This window comes from Pantoea sp. ANP04, assembly GCF_041982285.1.
GTDB classification, from domain to species: Bacteria; Pseudomonadota; Gammaproteobacteria; order Enterobacterales; family Enterobacteriaceae; genus Pantoea; species Pantoea eucalypti.
Genome location: NZ_JAUTYS010000116.1, coordinates 1 through 566 on the forward strand (window position 1 = coordinate 1; position 566 = coordinate 566).

The 566-nt window shown below is 60.1% G+C and carries 1 protein-coding gene; it reads left to right on the forward strand.

All coding sequences use genetic code 11. From position 1 onward, the window contains the following. Positions 1-221: 221 nt before the first annotated feature. Positions 222-566: NUDIX hydrolase (locus Q7C21_RS22630; RefSeq protein ID WP_375151181.1), on the forward strand; the 345-nt coding region annotated here is incomplete at its 3' end.

Sequence of the window (566 nt, forward strand, 5' to 3'; positions counted from 1 at the left end):
TCGGACCTCTTGAACATCACCCGCCACTGCAGCGGTTGTGGGACCTTCCCGAGCTGCTGAGCGACGAGCAGCATGAGTTGATCAGCGGCGAGCTGGACGAGCAGCTGTGGTCGGCGATGGAGGAGGTGCCGGCGTTGGCGGTGAAGTATTTTTACCTTGGTTGATGCTCGCTGCGCTGTGTTCTAATGCCGCGCCTCGTACCGGCAAATGGACTTTATCCCGTGTCTGAACCCCGTATTCGCGCGCTCGCGCTGTGTGTCTTCCACCACCAGGGCAAGATCCTGGTCAATCAGTTCGTTGATGCCGACACGCAACAGACGCTGTTCCGGCCGCTGGGCGGTGGGATCGATTTTGGTGAGCACAGCGCCCAGGCCATTGTTCGTGAAGTGCAGGAGGAACTGGGGCAGTCGATCAACAACCTGCGGCTGATCGGCACTCTGGAAAGCCTGTTTGTGTACGACGGCAAACCCGGCCATGAAATCGTCCAGGTGTACGATGCCTGCTTCGAGGATGCGACGGTCTATCAGCGCGCTCAACTTGACGCCCAGGAAAGCGACGGCGCGCCC